The following is a 17,284-nucleotide window of genomic DNA, read 5'->3' on the forward strand; positions in this document are numbered from 1 at the left end:
ATACTGCTAAGTCAAGAAAATAAGGGGCCTCCAGGGGGGCGAGTTGTCAAACGAGCCGGAGTTTGTAGGACTGACTGAGGTGATCCGTCAGATCCGGGGCGAGCTGGAAGAAGCCCGTGCGGAAGCCCAGGACCGAGAGGTCGGCTTCACCGTGGAGAACGTCAACCTCACCTTCACCGTCCAGGTCCACCGCACCGGCACCGGTCGCGGCGGCGTCCGTATCGGCGTAGTGACCGCCGAATTCGGCGGCACGGTGGATCGCCAAACAACGCACCAGGTCCAGGTCGACTTGAAACCGGAAACGGCCACGGGCGGGCGCGTAAAGGTGAGCCGTACGGGCGGAACACGCGGCACGAATGACTAAGAGGAGCTGACACAAGGGGCTGATGGTGTCGGTGTGCCCGTGTCGGCCTCAGCGGCTGGAGCCGTTGTTGCCGGTGCGGCAACGTCGGCGGTTCCATCCGGGTCGCCTGCCGCTGGATGACCGGCGGTGCCTGCAGGGCATCCTGTTCGTACTGCACACTGGCATCCAGTGGGATTGACTGCCGCAGGAACTGGGCTTCGACTCCGGCATGACCTGCTGGCTGCGGTTCCGGGCTCCGGCACCGTGCGCTGGGTGGTCGAGCGCACGAACACCTGGATCCATGGCTTTCGCCGCCTGCGCATCCGCTTCCAGGGCCGCGACGACATCCACGAAGCACTCCTCAAACTCGCCTGCTGCGTGATCACCTACAGACGCGTCCAAGCTTTGTGTTAACTCCTCTAAGCGGTTGATCACCGATGGAATCTCCGTGCGCTGAAGGAGCCGAGCCTTCGCCGCGCGGAGATCTTCGTGTCACCGTGGTGGCTGGCTGACCGTTTACGAGGACGGCTGATCGCCTGCGGGCTTCAACCACTTCTTCCGGCCGCTTCCAAAGGGGAACTGCAAGGGCGCGTTGTGGCCCGAGTGGCAAAGCTGCACCCCTCGTTGGCGGTCATCTGTCGGTCCTGAAGCCGCTTGTGAAGTCGACTGCTTCGAGTTCCAGGTAGGGCTCGTCGGTATCATGAGGGGTCTCACGCTTGGAGTAGGAGGCGAGCTCTTCCGGGTCGGTGGTGACCAGTCGGTGCTCCGTGGGTGAGGCGATCGCTTCGAACGCCACTCGCTGCGTGCCAGCGCACAGAAGGCCCTGGCCGCGGTCGGCCGAGAGCAGGAACTGCCGTTCGCCGTCAGACAGGTCGAAGGTGCGGGTGATCTCATCGATGGCTTGTGGGGCTTGGCGAAGCAGGATTTGCGTGGCGGCGTTGGCCACGACGGCCTTGCCGAGGTCTGATCCGAAGAGGTCGGCGGTGTCCTGCGTCGCGACGGTCAACCCGGCCCAGCGTTTGCGGGAGGCTTTGGCCATCCGGAAGAGGAAGTCCGCTCCGGCGCGCTCCCGCATGAGCAGCCAGGCTTCGTCGACGACGACCAGGCGACGGCGGCGCATGGCGGGGTTGGATACCCGTCGCCAGGTCGCGTCGAGCGTCAGCAAGGTGCCGATCGGTTTGAGTTCGTCGGGCAGATCCCGCAGGGAGAAGGCGACCAGGTGGCCTTCGGGCCGGGTGGTGGTGGGTCCGGAGAACAGTCCGGAGAAGGCGCCGCTCACGTAGGGGGCCAGCCGGGCGGCGAGGCGGGTCGCCTCATGGTTCTCCGAGCGCTCCAAGGCGGCTGCCAGGTCGGCGAGCAACGGGGCCGGGCGGGACCAGGTGCGTGGGTCGGCGGTGATTCCCGCGTGCTGGTAGGTGGCGGTGATCGCCTGGTCCAGCAGGGCCCGCTCGGTCGGTGTCAGCTCGGTTCCCAGCAGGACACCGATGACGGTGTGCAGGAAGAGGGCTCGTCGGATCAGAGCGTCTTTCGGCGCGCTGCGGCGGCCGTCCGGGCGGGTGTGCACGGGCAGGTCGAAGGGGTTGAGCCGGACCTGCTCGGCGCCGAGGTGGACGTAGGTACCGCCGACCGCCCGGGTGAGGCGGGCGTATTCGTCTTCGGGGTCGATGACGTGGATTTCGACGCCGCGGTACAGCGAGCGCAGCAGTTCCAGTTTGACCAGGTAGGACTTGCCCGCTCCGGAGTGGCCGAGGACGACGCTGTTGTGGTTGTCCAGCGCGAAGCGGTCCCAGTGGACCAGGCCCTGGCTGCCGATGTTGTACCCGTACAGAACCCCGGAGGGGGCGGAGGCCGAGGTGGGGTCGGGCGGTGGCAGGTCGGGGCTGGTGAACGGGAAGGCCGCCGACAACGCGGCGGTGTCGAACGTGCGGCGCATCCGTACCAAGTCCAGGCCCAGCGGCAGGCAGGTGATCCAGCCTTGCAGGCTGCGGTAGCTGGTGGGCTTCGCGTCCAGCAGCAGGCTCGCTGCCAGCGAGCGGACCGCGGCCACCTCGTCGGCCAGTTCCTCGGTGCTGACCGCGTGTACGGTCAGGTAGAGGCCCAGGCGGTAGAGCTTGCCCTCGCCACGGGCGATGCGGGCCGAGAGGTCGTAGGCGTCTTCGGTAGCGGCCTCCACGTGGGGGTCGAGCAGGCGCCCCTTCTCTTCGGCGTAGCGTCGGCCGGATTCGAGTTTGGCGAGTTGCCGTTTGAGGCGGTTGGCGGCGGTGACCGGGTCGATCGGCTCGATGTGCACGCTGACGTCCACCCGCCCCGGGTAGGTCAGCAGAGGTTGCAGCCAGCCGGGCTGCACTTCTCGGGGAAAGTCGGTGACGGCGAAGGACGCCACCTGGTCGCTTCCGACCTCCAGGTGACGGGGGTGGACGGCCAGCGAGTCGGGGGCGAAGGTTCCTGTGCCTCGCGACGGCGTGCCCGGGCCAGGCGTCTTGTGCTGGGAGACCGGTGAGGAGCGAGCGCGTCGGCGGAGCACGGAGACACCTCCTTTCGCGGACGTTTCTGCGCCGGGGCGAGGGCCTGGAGTCGGCGTGTCAGGGATCGGCCCGGGCGGTGGTAATGACCTCATCCGTTCCTGCGAGACCACTGGACAGCGGTACGAGGCTGTCGGGGTTGCAGGCGGAGGTCAGCAAGGCAGTGGCCAGTCCGGCGTCCAGCGGAGTGACGAGGATCCCGGCCGGGCGCAGCAGGTCGGCGGTTTCCATGAGCCGACGGACCAGACGAGTCTCCGCTGCTCGTCGGGCTGCCTGCGCCGAAGAGCGCTCGGGGCTGCGTGGTCGGGAGCGTCCTGTGAATATGGCGAGGGGAGAGGCGCCGCCGAGCCCGTCGACTGGACGGTCCGGGCCGGACAGCGCTTCGCGCAGGACCAGAACCACCTGACGGTGCAGCAGTTCGGTCTGGGCGCTGAGCTGGACGAGGTAGTCCGCGTGCTCGCGGGCGGCTTCTGCCAGCGCTGGGTGGGGCAACTGGGCGGACTGGGCGCGCAGCTCGCTGATCTGAGAGGAGAGGTCCAGTCGTTCGGCCCGCACCAGAATCTGGACAGGGGCGGTGAGGGAATGCAGGTAGCGGCCGAAGACGCCCACCAGCGACTGCTGCTCAGAGGGGGTGCGCAGGGAGAAGTTGACGGTGCTGCATACCGCGAGAACCGCGACTCCCTCCGGGCCGAGGTCCACCACCCCGGCTTCCGTGACGCCTTCGGCCGGCAACCCCAGCGCGGCCGACGAGGTGCTGCTGGCGACCGGGGCGTCCTGACCGTCCTGGACGATGCGGTCTGCCAACCAGGTGGGAGCCGGAAGGATGCCTTCGGGGGCGACTACCCGGTAGCGGGGCGTCATGCGCTGACGTACAGCGGCCAGGGCCAGCCGGTCCAGCGAGATGCCGTCGCGGCGCCCCAGGGCCAGGATCGCCGCGGTCGCACCGACAGGTACGGCCACGGCCAGGAACACCGCCAGTGGCAGGAAGGAGCGGGCGGCTGACCATGTCCCGTACAGCACGATGCCGGTGACCACCAGGAGGAGCAGTTGGCGAGCGGTGAGGTTGGCCAGGACGGTGTCTTCGCGATCGACATCAGCGGGGATGCGTACCGACTGGCTCATCGACGGTCACCTCCGGCGCTCCGCCCTGGGCGCTGACGGGTTGGGGGAGTGCGCGCGGGAGGTGGGGAGCGGAACGTCGGGGGAGGGGGCGCGCTGGTGCGCCTCCGCGACGGTGGGGCATCGGGCTCGGGCACCGGCGGACGGAAGGCGCTCGGTGGGGGTGGACCGCTGGCTCGCCTGGGTGGGGTGGGGGCGTGCCGGGTGGGCGGGCGGAAGTGTGGTCGTCCAGGGGCCTCGGCCGGACCTGTGTGCCGCGCGGGAGGGGACGTGGTGGGGCCGGGCTGCCGGAAGGTGGGCGGACCGGGCGGCTCCGTCGGCCGAGGCGACGGAGGCGAGGACGAGGCGGACGAGCCCTCGCCGGGTGACGTGGCGGGCGGACGGAAGACGGGCATGTCGGGTGGGCCGATCGCAGGGCCGAACCGGGGCGCTGCCCCGGGAACTGGCTCGCGGAACAGAGCCGGTCCAGGCGGACGTCGCCCGACCCGCCCAGCATGGCGAGGAGCACCCGGTGCCGTGGTGCTCGTGTTGCTCTGGGCGGAGCCGGAAGAGGGGGCGGAAGCGTTGTTCCGCCAGGCACGAGTGCGTGGTGCCGCGCCAGCAGCGGTGGATCTGGTCATGCCGCGGAGCACTCCGAAGGTCTTGGCGGCGACGTAGGTGCGGGCGAGGCTCCCGGCGAAGGAACGGCGGTGGCTGGAGCGGAGGGAGCCCAGGAGCCAGAATGGGATCTTGAACAGGATGTACATCAGCGCGAGGCAGACGATCAGGTTGACCAGGCCGGTCCTGTTCGAGCCGATCAGGATGAAGCCGTCCGGGTCGAGGAAGAGGCGTAGCGCGGTGATGAGGACCAGCGACTGGGCGATCTGAATCGCGAGCAGGCTGCCGAAGCACTTCCACCACCAGCGGGCGATGCCGTCCGTCTGCGGGAGGGCGTGGCACATGAGCGCCAGCGGCGCTCCGGCGATCAGGGTGACGGTGAGAGCGACCCGCACCGCGTAGGTGATCAGGACGGCCAGCAGCATCACAGCGGTGAGCACGCCCAGGAGGATCACGAATATGCCGTCGTTGATCGCATCCATGATCAGTTCTTCCAGGACGAGAGCGGCGTCCTCTTCATCCACGCCCTGCCCGAGCAGGGCCCGGCTCAGCGCGTTGGCGAGGGCGATGGCCTCGTTGGCGACGAACAGGGACAGGGCCGAGGCGAGGAAGCCGAGGATGATGCGGGGAGCGGCTTCCTTGGCGGAGAAGTGAGCTTGGACGGACTGATGGGCCATCACCACGACACCGGCGATCATGATCAGGATGCCGTAGCAAGCGAGCATGATCTGCCAAGAGTTCGTCCACAGTTCTCCCACTCGCGGGAGCTGCTCCAGCGTCGGGGTGGACAGCAGTGTTTTGCCGAGCAGTTCCAGTAACGGGTTGAGGGCCTCGGTGACCAGCCCCTTGAAGAAGCCCGTGATGGCGCTGTTGACGCCGTCGACGATCCAGCCGACCACACCACCTGGGTCTTCTCCACTGCCGTCGTCGCCCCCACTGCCTCCGCCCGGCGCGGGAACGGAGGTGGAGGCGTCGCTGCTCGGCTGGGGTATGCAGCGCGAGGGCGACTGACCGTCGGACGGAGATTCGCAAGGATCTTCCAGCGTTGCTGTGGCATCAGCACCGTTCGGAGAGGAGCTCCCGGAGGACGGGCGTGGCGCGGGGGTGCTGGGAGGGGTCGACGCGGTGCTGGACGGCTGAGGAGAGGGGGCCTCGGGCACGGCTTGCGCGCTGGGCGCCAGCAGCCCTCCCACCACCATCACGGCGAGCACTGCGCCTGCCCCCGCCGCCAGGACGCGCTTTCGGGCCCAGGCCGAGCGGGTCTCCCCGGCGCGGCGCGAACGATCGAGAGGCGAGGCGGACGGCTCGGTGGAACCCAAGGCGGAGGTGACGCCGGGGGCGAGCGCGACGGACGGGTGGGGGCCGCGCGAGCGGTGCAGCCGTACGACGGCCATCACGCACCCACGATCCCTTTGAGGATCTCCACGACCAGCGGGGCCAGCGCGGCGAGACCGTAGCCCCAGCCGGCGCTCTTGAAGGAGGTCTTCGCCTTCTCGACCTCGCCGGGATCGCCCGCGGCCATGACGTAGCGCACTCCGCCGACGGACAGGAACACCGTGGCCAGACCAGCCAGAATGCCCATGATCCAGTTACGGATGTTGTCCAGGACCTCGTCCACCGACTTGGCCAGGGCCAGCACGTGCGCCGAATCGGCCTGCACCGCCGAGGCGGACAGGGCCACCGACGTGACCGTCATCAGGGCGACAAACAGCAGGTACTGAAGGGCCCGTCGGCACCCGCTCGGCGCTGTAGAGCCCCGGCAGCCGCTGCCTTCCTGTCCGGATGCCTGACCCGGTTGGCTATGACGCGGCAGCGATGCTCTCGGGCACATCAGGGAACCTCCGAAGACGACATGGGCGCGATGGAGGGCGAACTCCCTCCGCGCCCGAGAAGGCCGCCCTTCGCCCGCTTCTTGGACACCGCCTCCGATGCCGATTGCGTCGCGCTACCCGGGCCACCCTCCGGCTGACCGGTCACAGCACGTGATGGGTGCGAGGAGCGTTGCCGGACGGAGGGCGCGGGGACAGCCAGCACGCTGGAGGCGACAGGGTCTGCCGGGTCCGTGTCGTGACTTCGTTCGCGTAGGAAGGCGACGAGCCGACCCTCGGCACGCTGACGGGCCTTGTAGGCGGCATCGACGGTGGTCTGCTGGGCGGTTGCCCAGTCGGTGATGGAGGACTTGTCCAACCGCGTGGCGCCGATCAGATCGGCTTCGGTCCGGGTCAGGACTGACTGACGGACCGCCTCGGCTAGAACGAGGTCCGGGTGCCCCCACGGCGGCCGAGGCGGCGAGGAGCGGAAGCCTGGAGCCACCGGTGTCGGCGCGTCCAGGGCTTCGGTGAGCGCGGCGTAACCGGCGCGATAAGCGGCCCAGCGCAGTCGTACCAGCACCCGCGGGCGGTGCAGGTCGATGCGCGCCAGACCGTCGAGGAAGCCGGAGAGAACTTCGGCGTGCACGTCGAACGCGTCGCCTGGATAGCGAGTGGCCAGCCACCGAGCGGTACTGGCCAGCGCGGGCAGCGCCATTCCGGCGCACGCCAGCGTCCAGGTGGCGCCCTCGTCCCGTGAGCGCTGCACCAAGTAGGCCCAGACGGTGTCCCGGGTGCGACGCGGGCAGCGCCGCCTCAGCATCCGGTGTCGCAACTCGTCCAGTGGCACGAGCCGGTTGGGCAGCCCCGGGAAGTCTCGGCCGTTCACAGACAGCGGGACCGGTTCGGACACCAGCCAGGAAAAGCATTGCCGGGCGGTATCGAGTGGCAACTGTGGCTCGCGCCGTTGAACCGGGTGAGGGGGGTGAGACCTGCCAGCCATGAAGAGCCTCCTTCATCTAGATGGAGAACGAGGCTTCATGAAATTCATGCCGCTGAAAAGGTAAGACCAGGAAAGAAATAAGATGGCGGACATCCATTCTTCTGTGGTGCCAAGCGTCGCTTAAATTCGAATTAATGCAGGCCATGTCGAATCAGGGGGCAGCCCTAGGGAAAGGGCGTCTTCAGCTCCTGGTTATGCCCCTGAGCTGCTGACTTGTCGTGCACTAGGCGCACTGTGGCAGTGAGTAGAGCCTCTTGACTAAGAGATTTAGGAGACACGGGTGCTTTTGGCTCCCGTCTCTTGATGACTCGGTTGCGAACCGTTGGGCCGTGAGATCCAGACCATATGTGAAGGGGAGGTGCAACGAGCCCCGCGTGACATGTCCAAATTCAGCCCGAAACCCGGTCTTTATTGGCGTGCATGCGGTACGACAATCTCAGAGGAGCCGGCATGACAACCCATCGAGGCATCAAGCTGGCCAAGGAAGAAGGCAGCCATCGTAGGAATCTGACTGGCGCACTGAGAACTGGTGGCATCGGCGCTGTCGGGCACCGGCACACCCGTTCACGTGCGAAGGCGTCCGAGCTCGGTCTGGCCTGTCGCCCTGGAGGAAAATCACCCGGATACGAGGGCGATTCTGGGGCGGGTGCTGGACGCCTCATCAAGCTGGCGCCTGCCCCGCATTCCCCCGAGTCTGTGTACGGTCTCCCGGCCGGACATATGGGCGCTGCCCAGACCGCCGCACGACTCGGTCGGCCCCTCCAGGTACGAAGGGCCCCACCCCGGCGGGGTCCAGGACCAGGGGCTGGGCCCACTCCAGAGTCCGCATGCGGACCTTGGAGACACGCGACCGACTCGCCCAGGGACGTGAAGTCGACCACCATCGGTCCTGGTCCCTTCGGTACCGTGATCATTTTCGTTGCGTCGGGGCACTCCGACCGCGTCCGCGTCACCGAGAGCCACTGGGACGAGTTCCAGAAGCCGGGCGGTACTCTCGTTGTCATCACCCACAGTGACTACATGCGAGGGCGGTTGATCGGTCCTTGCGCGGTGCTGAGCTGGTGCCTGCTGCAAGCCGGGGAGGGCGGCGTGAGTCTGGCCATCGTGCCGGTCTCTGGCTACGCACGGGTGTGGGAAGCAGGACGTCCATGACTCGCCCCCATGATCCACGTCAGCCCGACCCTTCTGCTGGCGGGAACGTGGGGTGGGCCCAGCCAGATGTTGCGGTGGATGCTGCCCCTGGCCAAGAAGGTTTGCCCGAGGTGACTGTCGTCGTCCCCGCTGAGCCTCCAGAGTTGACTCCGCCGGCCGCGGAGGCGCTACTGCGTCTGCTGCGCAGAGCCCATCGGCGACGTACTCACAGCTCGGATGCGGCCCACACCGACGCATCTGACCAAGATTATGATTCGGGAAGTAAGGAATAGGGGGCGTCATGACGATGAGCTTCGCTCCCGCGGGCTGCGCATCAGTTCAGCGCATCAACTGCCGGGTCTGCAAAGGGGAGTCGCCGGGCGCTGGGCGGGGCCACCCCGGGCGTGCAGGTTCGCGGTGAGCACTGTCTATGAGGTCGGGGTCTGCTCTTCCAGGCTGTCCAGAAGCTCGCCGAAGGTGATGTCTTTGGTGCCGGGGTCGAAGCCGACACCAGTGAGCAGGGCGTTCCACCGACGGGGGACGGTGCCGCACCGGGCGAGGAGGAGTGACGCGATCTCGGTCGTGCCCCAGGTGAGAACCGTGTCGGCAGGAATCTGTCGCAGGTGGTCGATCGAATGGTGGCGGGAGCGCAGGACGGTGTCGTGCACTTCGTCCCGTGATAGGAGGCTGTCGGTCTTGCACGCGTCGAGCCAGGACTGCAGGACGGCGGCGGGGCCGGGGCGGCGGTCGAGTTCGTCGTCGGTGAGCAGACGCAGGATCCCGTCCCCTTGTTGGGCTGGGGCGGCCTTGGCGGCGGCTTCGCGCAGCCATTTGGGAGCGTTGTCCTGGTCTCCGATCCAGGCGAGTTCGGCCGGGTGCAGATCGGAGAGTGCCTCCGTGAGCGCTGTGCGTGGGGTATGCGGGTTGCCGGCCAGCGCGGTGAGGGCTTCGGCCCGGCGGTGCTGGAAGTTGTGTTGCAGCAGCCGTACGGGGGTGTTGAAGTCGAAGCCTTCGCCGATGCGGGCCAGGCGCGGGCTTGGCGGGGTGGCGACGAGACGGGGTTGCTCCAGCCCGCCGAGCAGAACGCAGGACTTGGCCAGGTGCGTGGGGTTGGTGCTGAGCAGGGCCAAATCCTCGGCCAGAGTGAAGTTCTTGTAGCCGTGGTCCTCCTTGACTGTGCGGGGCGGGCTGAGCAAGTGGCCACGGCGTACGCATTCGTCGGCGGTCGCGTGCAACTGTTCGCCCGCGATGTCGGCGAGGCGTGGGTTGTGGCGCAGCCGTTCGGCGATGCGGTGGAGACGGACGCGGGCGGTCACGCTGGGTTTGGGAAGAGCGGCCATCTCCGTCAGGCACAGGGCAGGCAGACATGCCTGGAGCATGTCGGTGGTGAGCGCCGGCTCCGGTTGCTCGGACGGCTTCTCTTCTGTGCCATGACCGGAGCAGGAGCCGCCGGACGTGGACGGGCGGTGGTGGTGTGCCTCTGTTTCGGCGTGGTCGAGAAGGAGGTGCTGCACGGCGGTGCCGAGCGCGGGGTGTTGGACCAGCGCGGGCCAGCGTTCGGGACAGGCGGTGAGGATGCGCCACGCGGGCCCCTCCCCGAAGTCCAGGGGCATGCCCGACATGGAACGTTCGCAGGTCTTCCAGCCCTCGTGCTGCCCGGGGTGTTCCAGGAGGTGGACGAGCGGGGCGAGGGCGTATTCCAGTACCGCGTCAACGAGCGCCGGGGGCACAGGAGGGAACGGCTCGGCGTTCGGGCGGTAGCGGTGCGGGTTCCAGTCGGTGACGACGTGCTCAAGGTCGATGTCGTGCAGGTGGGAAAGCAGCCCGATCGCGTGGTCGAGCTGGTCGGCGTGCCGGGCCACACCAATGATCAGCCCTGGTGTCGGGCGGTGGGTGCGCAGGATCGCCGACAGGTCGGCGGCCGTGACCACGCCCTGCCCGGCGAGGTCGGCAAGCTGCTTGTCGTGGCACTGCGCCAGCAGCCGCCGACGCTGCTCCGGCGCGGTGGCCCGGCTCAGCAGAGACGGCAGCGCCTTTTCGAGAGCCCTCTTGCGCCATTCCTCTCCGCGGTCGTCGACGCCGTACCACGAGCGGGAGGTCGCACACAGCGCCTCGACCACCGCGGGCAGCGCCTCATCCGGCAGATCCTCGCTCATCGCCAGGTGCTCCCACAGCCCGTACGTCCGCACACTCACCATGTCTTTCCCCTACACACGTTCTGACTGGGCGTCACGTTGTGATCACACTCTTTCGGGGGGAGCGTAGGGGGCGGGCGGAAGGCGGCGGATCGGTTCGGGAAAACCGGTGCGCTCCTCCCGGGCGTACTGCTAGAAGCAGCCTCGATGTGGGTTTCCCACCGAGATGGGGCGCTGGCGCAGCGAGCGGTGCCGTAGATCCCTCTCGACAGCTTCGGGTAGCAGCGGATCACCGGTACTGTGCGAGGCGTCCTCGCTGCCCGAAGCCGCTCTTGAGCCAGGTGTCTCCTCGGCTTGTATGGGAACTCGATGGGCCAGCAGCTCGATGGACAGCAGGGCCACCGGTGGCCAGCCCGCCCCCAGTACTGGTTGCCACTCCAGGGAGGGTGCCGCGGCGATGTTGGCCGCCAGTGACACGGCGACGCCCAGGAGGAACGCCGTCCACACGACCCACCGTCTGGGCGTCGGTGCGGGGCCTGATTGCTTCAGCAGCCCGATCGTTGCCAGGAGGAGCAGCCCGTCGACGGACAACGGCCACAGTGCCGCGCTCACGCGGTCGGCTCCGCCGAGCAACGTGAATTCCCGCTGGTGCCCTAGGAGGCATACACCCCTACCCTCGCCACCAGCAGAGCACCGGTACGCCCCACCCCCACCTCGAACCGTGTCTCCGGCCTGCGGGAGGGGGCCGGTCTCTGCGCGATCTTCGTCTCAGGGCTGGTCCTCGTGGCGTTGATGGCCCGGGAGAAGAGGCGGCTCGGTCGTCGCATCACCCCACCTCCAGCCGCGTCGAGCGGGCCAGGGAGAGGATCGCGATATCGAGGGTGCCGGTGCCCGGGACCGTGACGGTCCGCTCGTCCAATGCCTCGAAGACGCCACCGATCAGTCGTGTGGCCATGCGCGGGGTCCTGGGACGGATCCGTCTCGATGAGTCGGCGGCGGCCAGCCTTTCGTAGAGCGGCCGGGAATCCGTAGCGTTCGAGGAACCAGGCGACAGTCTGGTGATCCAGACGGGGCCCGTAGACGCGTTCCAGGGGCGGGTGGAACTGGTTGAGCGGGCCGCGGATGCGGTTGGAGGTGCGGGTGGCCTCGGAGACGAGGCCCTGGTCGAAGCTGACGAGGAGGGTCAATTCGGCGATGATTGCGTCGGTGAGTTCCTGCGAGTGCAGGTTGTGCGGCCTGGTCCGGGCGGCGTCCGCCATCACGGCCGCGTCGCGGGCATCGGTCTTCGTCTCGCCGGGTAGAGGTCGGCGAGACGCCGCATCGACAGGCTCGGCAGGATCACGCTCGTCCCCGACGACGGTGGCAGGACAGCCCACGCGCGGCGGACCGCCGACCGCATCCAGGACGCGCTCGACTGGGGGACGCGCACCGTCGGTGGGCGCATCCGGCGAGGACTGACCGCCGCCGGGCCCGTCGAAGTCGCGGTCGAGCCATACCTGCGTGGCCTCAACACCACGTTGCTGGAGGGGATCTGCTCCCGCCTCGGTGCGATCCGCCTCTCGTCGAGCCGGGCCTGCGCCGGTTCAATCGGGTGCTTCTCCATGGGCTCAGCGACCTCGACGCGACCAACATCCCGGTTCTCCCGTACGTCCGGAGGCTCAAGGCCCGTCTGCGCCTCGCGCTGCGCGGAGTAGAAGTCAGCGTCGGGGTCACCCCGAATCTCAACGGGTTCGACCCGGCTGAACGAGCTAACCTGAATCCCCGTCAATTCGCCCCTACCAGCTGGTCAGCACCTCCCATGCTCCGGGTTGTAACTGAGTTCGGAATCCAGCTATTGGGCGCGCGATGTTGGGAGTCCCCTACCAATCTCGCATGCATGATAGCTGGGGACCTCTGAGTACAATGCTCTGATCAGGTGGCGGCGGGCGTCTGGTTTGTCCTCGTAGGGATGCCGACCGTGGGAGAGACGGTCGTTGCGGAAGATCAGGGCTTCGTCGGCAGCAAGGCGTATTGCCATTCGGTATCGTGGATTGTTGGTTGCCGTGCGGAGAAAGGCCAGTGCTCTGTGTAGGCCGCCGCGTGGGCCGACTGAAAAGTCCCACGTGCAGGTGTCGTTGTCCGTGTAGCGGGTGAGGAGGTTACCCGCTTCGTCCACCGCGAACACCGGGCCTGTGGAGCTGACGTCCATGGCAGGGAGAGTGGAGCGACGGTTGAGCGCATTGGGAGAGAGGAGTGATTCCGCAGCTGCCGGGTCCGAATCGCGGAGTTCGGCGAAGGCGGCCAGCGAGTTGAAGAGGAGAGTCTCACCACCCCGGTGAGCGGCGCGGACACAGTAGAGGATGGTGGTCCTGATGTCGCCGATGTCGTCGAGGAGACCGTCTACGTGCCAGGCTTGACCTGCTGTGGTGCTGAACCCGGGGTGCTGGTCCTTCGTGTCACTGCGTATGTGGCTGTAGGAACCGGAGTATTCCTTCGTCTCCGTGTAGCGGTAGAGAGCTGGAATGTAGGGATTTCCGAGTCGCAGTGCCGCGGCCAGTGAAGTGAGTTTGTCGTCGGGCGGCCCTGGTTCGGTCATCCTGACTACGGCGAAACCGCGTTCTTCGATGATGTTCACGATTTGATTCGGGGCGTCGCGCTTCGCGAAGTCCACGGGCTGGGCGCACCGTGGATCGCTGAAGTCGGCTTGCAGCTGTTGCACGCTGTCACCTTCCGAGGGCTCGTTCCAGCGCATGCCTCTCACTGTTCATTGCATGGCTGGTCGGGGCGGTCAAGGGATTTTGCCTACCGGAGCGGCGGGCGCCCCGGATGAACGGGTCTGCCGCGTGGCTCGTCAAGGAGCCCGCCGGTCTTCCGTGCCTTTCGGTTATGGCGCATGCCGCACATCGACATCCGGCCCACTTCGATACGTCCGCGTCCGTCAGTTTGCTGCGGAATTGGTGTACAGCATGCCTTCTGACCATATGTGACGCGTCCCTCCCCATCGGGCGGCGGATGCCACGTCGGGAAAGAAGCCTCGCCCCTCGAAGTTCGCGCTGGTGTTGCAGAGCACCGGAATGCCGCTGATTTCCTCGTACGCGGCAAGAATGCGGGCAGCAGCCGTGCGGCTGTGCTCGGGGACGGTCTGAAGCCTGGCGGTACCGTCCAGGTGGACGACTGCCGGAACGCGCTCGGCCCAACCAGGCCGCATTTGATGCTCGAACAGCATGTAGGGGTCTGGGGTGCCCGGCGTGAATACCTCGGGTGCGCGGGACTCCAGACAGATCGGAGCCACCGGCCGGTAGCCGGCTCGATTCTTGATCGCGTTGAGCTGGTCCTTCGTCCCGGGATCGATGGCAGGGGCCAGGATGCTCCGATTCCCCAAGGCGCGCGGGCCCAACTCGGCACGGCCCGATAGAACGACCACCGGTTCGCCCTCGGTGTGGAGCAGCTGCGCGAGCTGCACCTCGTCGCAAGGTCGTGTCTGCCACCCGTCGGGGGCCGGGCCAGCGATGAGCGAGGGTCCGCTGTAGACATCCCATTCCAGCGAGAGGTTTCCGCGGTGGAACGACTCGCATACCGCTGTGCCGATGGCCGCTCCGGCGTCGTTCGGAAACGGCGGGGCGAACACCGACCGGAAAAGGCCGCTCGCGCGCATCAACGTGTTCCACTTGATATTGAGCGCGCAGCCGCCGCCGAGTACCAGGTGGGGGTGCTGGTTGGGGAACCTGCTGTGCACTACCGCGGCGAGCCGGTCCAGTAGACGCGTGCCCAGGTAGTCCTGGAACGTGGCGATGATGTCCGCATCGGACATGCCCGGCATCAACTCGTCCCGGTTCGAAGCGACCTTCGCCCCCATAACCCGCGCGTTCTCCATCTGGGCGCTGGGGAAACTGGCGATGAGGTCATCGAGGATAGGGAAGGCGTCCGGCTCCGGTGTGCCCAGCGCAGCGTATGCCATCGCCTTGCCCGCGATGGATAGGCGATGGCGGAGTACCTCGTCCCGCGTCAGGCCGCTGAGGTCGGCCGCGTAGGGGGCGAACTGCCCGCTGAAGTTCGCGAAGCTGTTTCCGGTGATGGGCAGCAGAACGGACACCAACGTCACCTCGCGGGTGGCGGCCCGCACGTGGTACAGACGAGGCTCGATGCCTCCGTCCCACACCAGGGCGAGCGCGTCCTCGCCGCGTGCGGCGCAGGGGCTCGAGCAGTAGGCGCCAAGAAGGTGGTTGGTCACGTGATTGAAGCTGGCATAGCCAAAGCCACCCTCGAAGCCGTCACTGTTGAAATGATGCCGCCGTAGTGGCCCTTCTTCGTCGGAGCTTTCCAAGTAGGGAGCAACAGCGAGTTCCACCGGCAGATCGCCGTTCTTGAGGGCGATGGCGTGGTCGCCATTCGCCCCTGTTGTGTACCAGCCGTCGATCACGAACTGGTCGACATCGTCCGGTGACAGTCCCTCGATTGCAAGAAGGTCGAGCACGCGACGCAGGTCTCCCAGTGTGCTGTATCGGGCGCCGTTGTCTATCTTTTCGGCCTCGATACTGAACCGGAGGCGACCGTCCTCGATGACCGCAACCGCGCCATCATGCGTCAACTTGATACCACAGATGATCATTAACGCCCCTCTAGGCACTTTGACGTCGCGCCGAAGTTCTGGCGCGTAAGAGAGAAATGAGAACTCCGGGCTACGGGGCCGCTGTCGCCTGCGTGAGACGAGCAAGGGCCCGGGCGTCGCTGAGGAGGGGGACAGCGAAACCTTGTGCCCCCTTCTCCGCCGCCGCGAGGACCTCGGACAGGAACAGCCGCATGCTGTCGGCGGGCTCCACGGTGTGCACATACCTCTGGTTCCCGGCCTGAATCCGCAGGTCGACCGTCGCCTCCGGCAGCGCGGAGAAGGGCCGTTCGATCTCGATCGTGATCCCCTTTCCCATCAGCCGGACCGTGTTCTGGTAGCGGGTCGTGAAACCGAACTGGCCGACGACGGTCCGACCGCCGGGGTAGCACGCGAGCATGCTGTACGACGTCTCCAGCCCGTCGGCGGTGCGATCGCCCACGACGGCGTCAATCCGCTCGGGTTCGGTCCCCCACAGCACACGGCCTAGGGACACCGCGTAGGGACCGGTGTCCGGCAGCGCTCCGCCGCCCCGCGCCCGGTCGTACCGCCAGTCGGTTGCCGGAACCGGGGGAGTGAACATCGCCAACGCCTGGGTGACTTCGGCGTCGAGGTCCGCGAGGACGGATTCGACCGCCGCGAACAAGGGATGGAAGGTGTAGCAGGTGGCCTCCGCGATGACGAGCGATGACGACCGGGCCAGCGACACCAATTCCTCAGCGGTGTGCGGGTCCGGCAGGGCTGGCTTGTCGACCACCACGTGATGCCCGTGGTCGAGAGTGGAGCGCACCACGCGTGCATGGTCGCCGTTGACCAGCGAGACGTAGACCAAGCTGGGGCGGGCGACGGCCAGCGCCTCGTTCCAGTCTGTGTACACCGTGCCGAGCTTCGGCACGCGCGCGAGCGTGGCGGCGTCCGCGTGCGCGGTGACGACATTGACCGTCTCGATCTCGGGGAGGGACGCGGCGGCTGGCAGCACGCGCCGCCGGGCGAACCGCGACATGCCGATCAGCAGGAGTTCCATGACGCGACGGGGTCAACGACGGGCGGTGAAGGGCACGATATCGCCCGCCCGCTCGCCGCCCGACAGCTGGCCGTTGCGGTCGGTGCGGACGTACGCCCGGTGCAGCCAGCGGTCCTTGCCGTCCCAGCGCGCGGTGAACGGGGCCCGTCCGTGGGCGGTCCGGAAGTTGTCGATGATCAGCAGGTCACCCCGGGTCAGCAGCACCGCCTCGGTGACCTCGGTCAGGGCTGCGGAGAGCACGTCGAGGGCGACGATGTCCTCGGGGGTTTCCGCGGTCAGGAACGACCGGTTGAAGCTGACGTATGGGTCGTCCTTGTCGCCGTACAGCGGCTTGACGCGGGCGATGGCCTCAGGGTCCGCGGCGTCGAAGCGCCGCGTGAACACCCTGTCGAACAGGTGGTTACGCATCTCTTCGCTAAGGAGCGGCAGTGCCTTGCGGATCGAGCCGACGAGGGTAGCGGCCTTGCCCTCGTGGTCGCCGCGCGAACAAGAGAGGAGGATGTAGTTCGGCTGGCGTGCGTGATGCGAGAGGTCCGTGTGGAATTCGAGCTGCGTCTCGGAGGTTCCCCCCGAGAGGTGGTGGGCCTCAGGCGTCGGGTACAGCTCGTGGAGGACCGTGATGGAGCGGCGGTTCCCGTAACCCTGGTCGTACGCGGTGAGGAGCCCCAGCCTGCCGCCGACGATGCAGAGCATGGCCTCCATGTTGAGCAGGCGCCGGTCCTCCGGCGGCGGGCTGGAGGTGGGCGTGGTCGGCAGCTCATCGTCCGGCTCGGCGGGAAGGCCCCGCAGGAGCAGGTAGCCGTCCCGGTTTCCGCTGGCGTTGAACTCGTCCAGGCCGTCGCGCAGTTCCCGCGGCAGCCGCTTGGCCAGCCGCATCGCGTCCTCGAAGAACGCGTACAGGTCCGCCCGTGGTACCTCCGGCAGAGTGGAGGCGAGGTCGAGCAGTTCTTCCCGGTACGGAGCACAGTCGATGGTCGAGGAAGACGTGGTCGAGGAAGACACGGAACGGCTCTCCTT

At 67.4% G+C, this 17,284-nt stretch carries 13 protein-coding genes and 3 pseudogenes; 4 read left to right on the forward strand and 12 right to left on the reverse strand.

The genetic code is table 11. The annotated features are described in order from the left end of the window. Positions 1-43 precede the first annotated feature (43 nt). The 3 genes and pseudogenes from ACWGJ2_RS01090 to ACWGJ2_RS01100 form a co-directional block, all read left to right on the forward strand. Positions 44-364, forward strand: coding sequence for a trypco2 family protein (locus ACWGJ2_RS01090; protein WP_453343786.1), 321 nt, complete (start codon positions 44-46; stop codon positions 362-364). A 22-nt stretch (positions 365-386) separates the two neighbouring features. Continuing rightward, positions 387-539, forward strand: a pseudogene (locus ACWGJ2_RS01095) (transposase); the annotation flags it as partial. 56 nt (positions 540-595) lie between these two features. Continuing rightward, positions 596-757, forward strand: a pseudogene (locus tag ACWGJ2_RS01100) (transposase); the annotation flags it as partial. A 217-nt stretch (positions 758-974) separates the two neighbouring features. Here ACWGJ2_RS01100 and ACWGJ2_RS01105 read toward each other — a convergent pair. The 5 genes from ACWGJ2_RS01105 to ACWGJ2_RS01125 all read right to left on the reverse strand — a co-directional run bounded on the left by ACWGJ2_RS01105 (position 975) and on the right by ACWGJ2_RS01125 (position 7,278). Beyond that, positions 975-2,867 (reverse strand): VirB4 family type IV secretion system protein, encoded by a 1,893-nt coding sequence (locus ACWGJ2_RS01105; protein WP_453343787.1) that lies wholly within the window; start codon positions 2,865-2,867, stop codon positions 975-977. A 58-nt stretch (positions 2,868-2,925) separates the two neighbouring features. After that, on the reverse strand, positions 2,926-3,987 hold the full coding sequence (locus ACWGJ2_RS01110) for a PrgI family protein (protein WP_453343788.1): 1,062 nt from the start codon (positions 3,985-3,987) through the stop codon (positions 2,926-2,928). Further along, positions 3,984-5,480 (reverse strand): hypothetical protein, encoded by a 1,497-nt coding sequence (locus ACWGJ2_RS01115; RefSeq protein ID WP_453343789.1) that lies wholly within the window; start codon positions 5,478-5,480, stop codon positions 3,984-3,986. The genes ACWGJ2_RS01110 and ACWGJ2_RS01115 overlap by 4 nt, the downstream gene beginning before the upstream one ends. Positions 5,481-5,974: 494 nt before the next feature. Beyond that, positions 5,975-6,277, reverse strand: coding sequence for a pilin (locus tag ACWGJ2_RS01120; RefSeq protein WP_453343790.1), 303 nt, complete (start codon positions 6,275-6,277; stop codon positions 5,975-5,977). Positions 6,278-6,411: 134 nt separating this feature from the next. Continuing rightward, positions 6,412-7,278 carry a hypothetical protein gene (locus ACWGJ2_RS01125; RefSeq protein ID WP_453343791.1) on the reverse strand — a complete coding sequence of 289 codons (867 nt, stop codon included), beginning with the start codon at positions 7,276-7,278 and terminating at the stop codon, positions 6,412-6,414. Positions 7,279-8,298: 1,020 nt separating this feature from the next. Between ACWGJ2_RS01125 and ACWGJ2_RS01130 the strand changes: the two genes are divergently transcribed. Next, positions 8,299-8,544, forward strand: coding sequence for a hypothetical protein (locus tag ACWGJ2_RS01130; protein ID WP_453343792.1), 246 nt, complete (start codon positions 8,299-8,301; stop codon positions 8,542-8,544). 407 nt (positions 8,545-8,951) lie between these two features. Here the strand turns inward: ACWGJ2_RS01130 and ACWGJ2_RS01135 are convergent, their stop codons facing one another. The 7 genes and pseudogenes from ACWGJ2_RS01135 to cs1 form a co-directional block, all read right to left on the reverse strand. Then, a complete protein-coding gene (locus ACWGJ2_RS01135; protein WP_453343793.1) occupies positions 8,952-10,721 on the reverse strand; it encodes a hypothetical protein in 1,770 nt (589 codons plus the stop codon). A gap of 129 nt (positions 10,722-10,850) precedes the next feature. Then, entirely contained in the window at positions 10,851-11,270 is a 420-nt protein-coding gene (locus ACWGJ2_RS01140) for a DUF2637 domain-containing protein (protein WP_453343794.1), read from the reverse strand. A 235-nt stretch (positions 11,271-11,505) separates the two neighbouring features. Next, positions 11,506-11,994, reverse strand: a pseudogene (locus ACWGJ2_RS01145) (IS110 family transposase); the annotation flags it as partial. A gap of 495 nt (positions 11,995-12,489) precedes the next feature. Then, positions 12,490-13,389, reverse strand: a complete 900-nt coding sequence (locus ACWGJ2_RS01150; protein WP_453343795.1) for a TauD/TfdA family dioxygenase — start codon at positions 13,387-13,389, stop codon at positions 12,490-12,492. Positions 13,390-13,575: 186 nt separating this feature from the next. After that, positions 13,576-15,246, reverse strand: a complete 1,671-nt coding sequence (locus ACWGJ2_RS01155; protein ID WP_453343796.1) for a carbamoyltransferase N-terminal domain-containing protein — start codon at positions 15,244-15,246, stop codon at positions 13,576-13,578. A 70-nt stretch (positions 15,247-15,316) separates the two neighbouring features. Then, positions 15,317-16,267: a Gfo/Idh/MocA family protein gene (locus tag ACWGJ2_RS01160; RefSeq protein WP_453343797.1), complete on the reverse strand. Its 951-nt coding sequence runs from the start codon at positions 16,265-16,267 to the stop codon at positions 15,317-15,319. A gap of 12 nt (positions 16,268-16,279) precedes the next feature. Then, positions 16,280-17,269, reverse strand: a complete 990-nt coding sequence (gene cs1, locus ACWGJ2_RS01165; RefSeq protein ID WP_453343798.1) for a clavaminate synthase Cs1 — start codon at positions 17,267-17,269, stop codon at positions 16,280-16,282. Positions 17,270-17,284 lie beyond the last annotated feature (15 nt).

It is taken from the genome of Streptomyces sp. NPDC054796 (assembly GCF_053611545.1).